The organism is Glutamicibacter sp. AGC84, from assembly GCF_053543575.1.
Genome location: NZ_JBLVOC010000015.1, coordinates 61,634 through 69,125, shown reverse-complemented (window position 1 = coordinate 69,125; position 7,492 = coordinate 61,634). Strand labels below are relative to the sequence as shown.

Annotated in this window: 4 protein-coding genes; 3 read left to right on the top strand and 1 reads right to left on the bottom strand. The window is 62.8% G+C overall.

Annotation, left to right across the window (positions count from 1 at the left end):
* Nucleotides 1–110: 110 nt before the first annotated feature.
* Nucleotides 111–1,955 carry an ABC transporter substrate-binding protein gene (locus ACNPN0_RS09115; protein ID WP_448937863.1) on the top strand — a complete coding sequence of 615 codons (1,845 nt, stop codon included), beginning with the start codon at nucleotides 111–113 and terminating at the stop codon, nucleotides 1,953–1,955.
* A gap of 72 nt (nucleotides 1,956–2,027) precedes the next feature.
* A complete protein-coding gene (locus ACNPN0_RS09110; protein WP_286134275.1) occupies nucleotides 2,028–3,521 on the top strand; it encodes a malate:quinone oxidoreductase in 1,494 nt (497 codons plus the stop codon).
* A gap of 70 nt (nucleotides 3,522–3,591) precedes the next feature.
* On the opposite strand, the gene ACNPN0_RS09105 is transcribed toward ACNPN0_RS09110, so the two are convergent.
* Nucleotides 3,592–4,008, bottom strand: a complete 417-nt coding sequence (locus ACNPN0_RS09105; RefSeq protein ID WP_448937864.1) for a hypothetical protein — start codon at nucleotides 4,006–4,008, stop codon at nucleotides 3,592–3,594.
* A gap of 108 nt (nucleotides 4,009–4,116) precedes the next feature.
* On the opposite strand from ACNPN0_RS09105, the gene ACNPN0_RS09100 reads away from it, so the two are divergent.
* A complete protein-coding gene (locus ACNPN0_RS09100; protein ID WP_448937865.1) occupies nucleotides 4,117–7,464 on the top strand; it encodes an efflux RND transporter permease subunit in 3,348 nt (1,115 codons plus the stop codon).
* The last annotated feature ends 28 nt before the right edge of the window (nucleotides 7,465–7,492 follow it).

The window sequence follows — 7,492 nt, the reverse complement described above, 5'->3', positions numbered from 1 at the left end:
CCCCCCCGTGGCCGTGGTGCGCTATCTTTGATAAATACCTTTGCGCACATTTACTTGCTTGTTCCCTGCGCGAAGCAGTACCGCCTGCCATAGGAAGATGAGTCATCCCAGTGCCCGAATTGCCATTGAAACTCGTATCACGACGCGCATTGCTGACCGGTACATTGGCGACTACCGCACTGGCACTGACCGCCTGCACCGGAAACCCGGGGCCCGCGGCCTCCGCTTCGCCCACAGCCTCGGCCAGCGCACCGCGCATTCCCCGGACCCTGCGCCTGGCAGCAGCCGCTCCCCCGGTCAAGCTGGATCCGGCCATCGTGGCAGATAACGAATCCTTCCGGATCACCCGCCAGGTGTACGAGACGCTGGTCGATATCGATCCCGATACCGGTGGCGCGGTAGCCGGCCTGGCCGAATCCTGGACCGAAAGCCCTGATGGCTTGCGCTACACCTTCACCCTGCGCGAAGGCGTGCTCTTCCACGACGGCACCGAATTGACCGCAGAAGCAGTTGTCGCCAACTTCAACCGCTGGGAAAGCTTGTCCCCGCAGCTGCGCGCTTCATCCAGCCAGGGCTTTGCCAATGTTTTCCACTTCGACAGCGACATCCCCAAGCTTCCAACCGCCAAGGAACTCGAAGAAGAGTTCAAGAGCGCTGCCGACGCCAGCGAAGAGGAACTGGCCACCCAGCAGCTGCGCACCAAGCAGCTTGAAGAGCTGACCAAGAAGTTCGACACCAAGCTCTTCGAGGGCAAGTCCGCAGCCGGTTCCGCAAGCTATTTCGAATCCGTCAAGGCAACCGGCAAGTACCTGGTCGTCTTGAACCTGCGCCGCCGGCTGCCAGGGCTGATCGAAGCGCTGACCCTGCCGGGCATGGCCATTGCCGCGCCCAGCGCGTTGACCGGCGGCCCCGGGCAGAACCCGGCCGAGTCGCTCTCCACCCACCCGGTGGGTACCGGGCCATACACTTTCGTTTCCCATGAGGACAATGTGGTGCGCCTGGAGATCTTCAAGGACTATTGGAATCAACCGCGGCTGTCCAATAACACCGCGCATCCCGAGGTTGCGCTGATCTCTGCTGTTCCTTCGCCCTACAATCGCGAAGGCGCACTGCTGGCCGATGAAATCGACGGCTTCGACATGGTCTCGGTGGACATCATGCGCACCCTGGTTCGCAATGCCAAGGTGGTTGTCCAGCGCGATCCCTTCTCCGTGCTCTACCTCGGCATGAACCAGCGCAATAAGTGGCTGGCCAAGCCGGAATTCCGCATGGCCATTGCGCACGCGGTCAACCGCAGCTCGCTGGCTGAGAAGCTGTTCCTGCAAGGGTCCAAGCACGCTTCGACCCTCTTGCCCTCTGCCTTGAGCATTCCGGCACCGGAAGATACGCCGAACCACGATGCGTCGAAGGCCAAGACCTTGCTGGCCGAGTTGGGTTACAAGGGCGAACAGATCGAGTTCGCCTACCCGCTGCAGGTTTCGCGCAACTACCTGCCGCTGCCTGAACGCACTTTCGCGCAGATCGCCGAGGACCTCGCCGCAGTGGGGATCCGCATCAAGCCGCGCCCGATTGCATGGACCGACGGCTACGTGCAGACCGTGCAGTCCAAGGACTTCGAGGGACTGCACCTGCTGGGCTTCTCCGGCGGCTACCGTTCGGCAGACGACTTCCTTTCCGGCATTTTGGCGGCCAAGGAGAATGAGTTCGGATACACCTCGACGTTACTTGACTCACAGATCATGCTGGCCCGTTCCATCCCTTCCGGGGAGGAACGGACCGCCGCCTATGCCGATATCCTCAAGACCCTGAACGCGGATCTGCCCGCGCTCCCACTGGTCTTTCCGATCTCTGCGCTGGCGTTTAACGGCAACGTCACCTTCTATCCGCCCTCGCCGATGCTCAATGAGTGCTACGCGGATGTGCAGATGGCAAACTCGCCGTCTATCTCAAGTTAGTGACCGTTAACCCAGTTAACGATTTCTAACCCCCGGGGATATAGGTCTACTCTGGGAGAGAGCAAAGTATCACTGTCGATGGAGATCCTCGTGCCTTCTGAAACGTCAACCGAATCTTTTGACGTAGTACTAATCGGTGCCGGCATCATGAGTGCCACCCTTGGCACCATGATCAACCAGCTGGAACCAACCTGGTCCATTGGTCTTTTCGAGAACTTGGACAAGGCCGGGCAGGAATCCTCCTCCCCTTGGAACAACGCAGGTACCGGCCACTCGGCACTGTGCGAATTGAACTACACCGCTGCCAAGGCTGACGGATCGGTTGATCCGGCCAAGGCCATTGGCATCAACGAGCAGTTCCAGGTTTCCCGCCAGTTCTACTCGTGGGCCGTCGAGAACAACCGCGTTGCCGACAACAGCTTCATCAACGCCCTGCCGCATATGTCCTTCGTCATCGGCGAGGACCACTCCAAGTACCTGCAGACCCGCTACGAGGCACTGAAGCCCAATGCGTTGTTCGAGGAACTGGAAATCACCAACGACCTGGACACCATCAACCAGTGGACCCCGCTGGTGGCCAAGGGCCGCGATGCCTCGCAGAAGGTTGCCGCATCCCGCGTTGCCTCCGGTACCGATGTCGACTTCGGCCGCCTGACCCGCGACCTGACCGACTCGCTGGGCGCCGCTGGCGCCTCGGTGAACTACGGCCACAAGGTCAAGGGCATCAAGCGTTCGGGCGCCGGCTGGGAATTGAGCGTCAAGGACAACGCTTCGGGCGCAGTCAAGAACGTCAAGGCCAAGTTCGTGTTCGTCGGTGCCGGCGGTGGCGCACTGCCACTGCTGCAGAAGGCTGGCATCGACGAGATCAAGGGCTTCGGCGGCTTCCCGGTCTCCGGTCAGTTCCTGCGCTGCACCGATGAGACCGTCATCAACCAGCACCACGCCAAGGTCTACGGCCAGGCTTCGGTGGGCGCTCCTCCAATGTCGGTACCGCACCTGGATACCCGCTTTGTCGACGGCAAGCGCTCGCTGATGTTCGGCCCCTACGCCGGCTTCTCGATGAACTTCCTGAAGTCCACCGGCCAGCTGGATCTCCCGTTGTCCCTGCGTCCGCACAACATCATCCCGATGCTGGCTGTAGGCAAGGACAACCTGGATCTGACCACTTACCTGATCAAGGAAGTTCTCAAGTCCCGCTCCAAGAAGGACGAGGCGCTGGCCGAGTACTTCCCGGATGCGGATGGTTCCAAGTGGGAGCTGATCACCGCTGGCCAGCGGGTGCAGGTCATCAAGAAGGATGCCAAGAAGGGCGGCGTGCTGCAGTTCGGCACCGAGGTCATCACCTCCTCGGACGGCTCGATCTCCGGCCTGCTCGGCGCTTCGCCAGGCGCTTCGACCGCTACCCCGATCATGGTCGGGCTGCTGTCGCGCTGCTTCCCCAAGCAGTTCGCAGGCTGGGAGTCGAAGCTCAAGGACATGATTCCTTCCTACGGCCAGAAGCTGAACGAGAACCCAGCACTCTACGCTGAGGTCAAGGCAGCCACCGACAAGTCCCTGGGACTGTAGGCACCAAGCACAACGAGAACCGCCCCCCAGCATTGGTGGGCGGTTCTCGCGTATCCGGACACACGGCGGGCTATTGCCGATCCAGTGGCTCGCCGTAGGGGTAGCCCACCCAGGCGCCGGCGCCAAGATCGGGGCAATGGCGTTCGGCGCCGTGGCGCGTGCACGAGGCGTCGGCGGGATACCGGTGACCTTGCAGCAATTTATCGGCCTCGGCCCAGCCCAAGCCGGAGACTTCCCGCCCGTCGGCGTAGCGCAGGGCGTAGCTGAAATAGCGGTACCGGATCCTGATCAGCCGCCGGATCCCTTGCTGCGCGGTGGCTTGCACCGCAATCGGCATCTGCAGACTCATGTTCCCAGTATTCCATGCGGCCACCAGCCGCCGCCTTCCCTTAAGAATCGGGCAGGCGCGCCAGCACCACTGCGCGCGCCGCGGCATCGGCAGCATGGGCACGTGCGGGCGGGCCCAGGCAGCTTCGGGGTAATCCATTGGGATGATTTTGCGTGCTTTACATCTCCCGGTGACTGTTGAGCAATGGCAACCAACTAAAGTTGAGATCAGCCCTTCCCACTGCGACACAGCTAGGACCACACCCGCATGCAGCGCTTGGCCATCTTGTCATTGAAAAACCGGGCGCTCATTGCGCTCATCACGGTTTTCGCCGCCGTCTTCGGCGTGATTTCCATGGGATCGCTCAAGCAAGAGCTGATCCCCGCCCTGGAATTCCCCCAGATCTCGGTCATGGCAACCCAAATGGGCTCCAGCCCCGAGGTGATCGACGAGCAGGTGGCCGAGCCGCTGGAAACCGCTTTGCAGGCAGTTGAGGGCCTGGAATCCTCCACCGCTACCTCGCAGACCGGCTTCACCCGCATCTCGCTGACCTTCGAATACGGAACGGACATGGATCGTGCCCGGACCCAGGTGGAACGGGCCATTGCCAATTCCAAGGCCCAGCTTCCCGAGGATGTCGAGCCCACCGCTTTCGCCGGCTCCATCGCGGACTTCCCGGTCCTGGCCCTGGCCGTCTCCTCGGACCAGTCCCTGGAAGCACTCAACGACGACGTGGAGCGCCTGACCCTGCCCAAGCTGCAGAAGATCGAGGGGGTCCGCGAGGCCTCGGTCTCCGGTGGCGCCTCCCAGCACATTGCGGTGATCCCGAAAGACGACCAGATGCGCGATGCCGGCTTGGCCGTCACGGATCTGAAGGACGGCATCGAGAACGCCGGCTCCCCCATGCCCATTGGCAACATGGACGTCGATGGCCTGGAACTGCCGGTCATCGCCGGCTCCACCCCGGACAGCTTGGAGGCCATCAAGGAAATCCCGCTGGTCACCGATGGCGGTCCGGTGCTGCTCAAGGACGTCGCCGAGGTCTCGGTCAAGGCCGATGAGGCCACCAGCATTACCCGCACCAACGGCGAGGAGACCCTATCCATCCAGGTCACCAAGACTCCCGATGGCGACACGGTAGCCATTTCGCACGCGGTCACCGCAATGCTCGCCGACCTGGAGTCCGAGCTGGGCCACAAGGCCACCATGACCACGATCTTCGACCAGGCGCCCTTCATCGAGGACTCGATCAAGCATCTGGCGCTGGAAGGCGCCCTGGGCTTGGGCTTCGCGGTGATCATCATCTTGGTGTTCCTGTTCTCGGTACGCTCCACCCTGGTCACCGCGATCTCCATTCCGCTGTCCCTGATGGCCACCTTCATCGGGATGAATGCCTTTGGATACACGCTGAACATGCTGACCTTGGGCGCCTTGACCATTTCCATTGGCCGCGTGGTGGATGACTCGATTGTGGTGATCGAGAACATCAAGCGCCACCTGTCCCATGGCGAATCCAAGGCGCAGTCGATCCTGCTGGCGGTCAAGGAAGTGGCCGGCGCCATTACCGCGGCGACCCTGACCACCGTGGCGGTCTTCTTGCCGATCGCCCTGGTGGGCGGCATGGCCGGCGAACTGTTCAGCCCGTTCGCGCTGACCATGACCATCGCGCTGCTGGCGTCGCTGCTGGTATCGCTGACCATTGTTCCGGTACTGGCGTACTGGTTCCTGCCGCACCGCCCGGGCAGCGGCGAAACCCATACCGTGCATGTGGCCGAAGACAAGTCGTGGTTGCAGCGTGCCTACATTCCGGTGCTGGAAGGGACCCAGAAGCACCCGGTCATCACCTTGCTGGCCTCAGTGCTGGTCCTTGCCGGCACCGTGGCCATGACCCCGCTGCTGAACACCAACCTGCTGGGCTCCACCGGCGAGAACTCGATTTCCATCACCGCCAAGATGCCTTCGGGCACCTCCATGGAAACCACCGAAAAGCAAGCGGCAAAAATCGAGACCGGGCTCGCTGAGATCGAGGGAATCGAAGATGTCCAGCTGACCGTGGGCACCGCCAGCGGCATGGCTGCCATGTTCTCCTCCGGCTCGGATACCGCAAGCTTCACCGTGATCACCAATGCCGATGCCGACCAGGAAGCGCTGAAGAACACGGTGCGCGAGCAGGTGGAAGGCCTGGACCTGCCCGAGGACCTGGACCTGAGCTTCGGCTCGAACTCCTCGGCCATGATGTCCAGCGATGTCACCATCGAGATCAAGGCCCCGGACGAGGGGATCCTGCGCGAGGCGACCTCCACGATGCGCGAAGCACTGGAAGGTACCGCGAACGTCACCGAAATCTCCGATAACCTTTCTGCCGAACGCGAGCAGGTGTCCATCGATATCGATGCGCAGAAGGCTGCCGAGGCGGGATTGACCGAGACCCAGCTCGCTGGCATGGTCGCTTCGCAGGTCTCCCCTGTTCCGGCAGGCACCCTGCGCCTGGACTACACCGACATGACGGTGCAGATCGGCGAAGGGATGGACCTGGACAGCCTGGAGAAGCTGCGCGAGCTGCAGATCCCTACCGCCGCCGGCATCAGGGAACTGCAGGATCTGGCCACCGTTGAGCGTGCCAAGGTGGTCCAGCAGGTCACCACCTCCAACGGCGAGCGTATCGCTACGGTCACCCTGGCTCCGGTGGAGAACATGCTCGGAGAGGTGTCCAAGGACGTCGCCACGAGCCTGGACTCGGTGCAGCTGCCCGAGGGCGCTACCGCGGAGATCGGCGGCGCCGCAACCGAGCAGGCCGAGTCCTTCAACCAGCTGTACCTGGCACTGCTGGCGGCCATCGCGATTGTCTACGTGATCATGGTGGCCACCTTCAAGTCGCTGATCCAGCCGCTGATCCTGCTGGTCTCGATTCCCTTCGCGGCGACCGGCGCTATCGGCCTGCTGCTGATCTCGGGGATCCCGCTGGGCTTGCCTTCGCTGATCGGCATGCTGATGCTGGTGGGCATCGTGGTGACCAACGCGATTGTGCTGATCGACCTGATCAACCAGTACCGCCAGGACAGCGCCGAGCGTCCGGCCATGTCCCTGGAGGATGCCATCATGCACGGCGCCCGCCAGCGCCTGCGCCCGATCCTGATGACCGCCCTGGCTACCATCTTCGCGCTGGTGCCGATGGGCCTGGGCCTAACCGGCCAGTCCGGATTCATCTCCCAGCCGCTGGCCGTGGTGGTGATCGGCGGCCTGGTCTCTTCCACCGTGCTCACCCTGATCCTGGTGCCGGTGCTCTACCGCTTGGTCGAGTCCCGCAAGGAGAAGAACGCCAAGGCCCGCGGCACGCGCAGGCATTCGGCGCAGCAGCATACCGCTACCCAGGACCTGTCCCGGGCGATGGACAGCGCCAGCGCCAAGATCGTTCCGGGCGCTGAGCCAGAAGCCGCGGCCACGGAGGCCTCGAGGACCGCGGATGCCGGGAAGAGCCCTGCGGCTGCCCCCGCGCCTGCCGAAGCCGCTGGCCAGGTCGTCAACCCGTTGACCGGCCAGATCCCGGTCTCGCGCAAGGAACGCCGGGCATTCGAAGAGCTGATGAAGCAGGCACCGCCAAAGCCCAACGACTAGGCTTTGCCGACGCCAGGACTCGGGCCTG

Coding starts and splice junctions, on each gene's coding strand:
- ACNPN0_RS09100 (WP_448937865.1), top strand. CDS start 4,117: ATGCAGCGCTTGGCCATCTTGTCATTGAAAAACCGGGCGCTCATTGCG.
- ACNPN0_RS09105 (WP_448937864.1), bottom strand. CDS start 4,008: ATGGATTACCCCGAAGCTGCCTGGGCCCGCCCGCACGTGCCCATGCTG.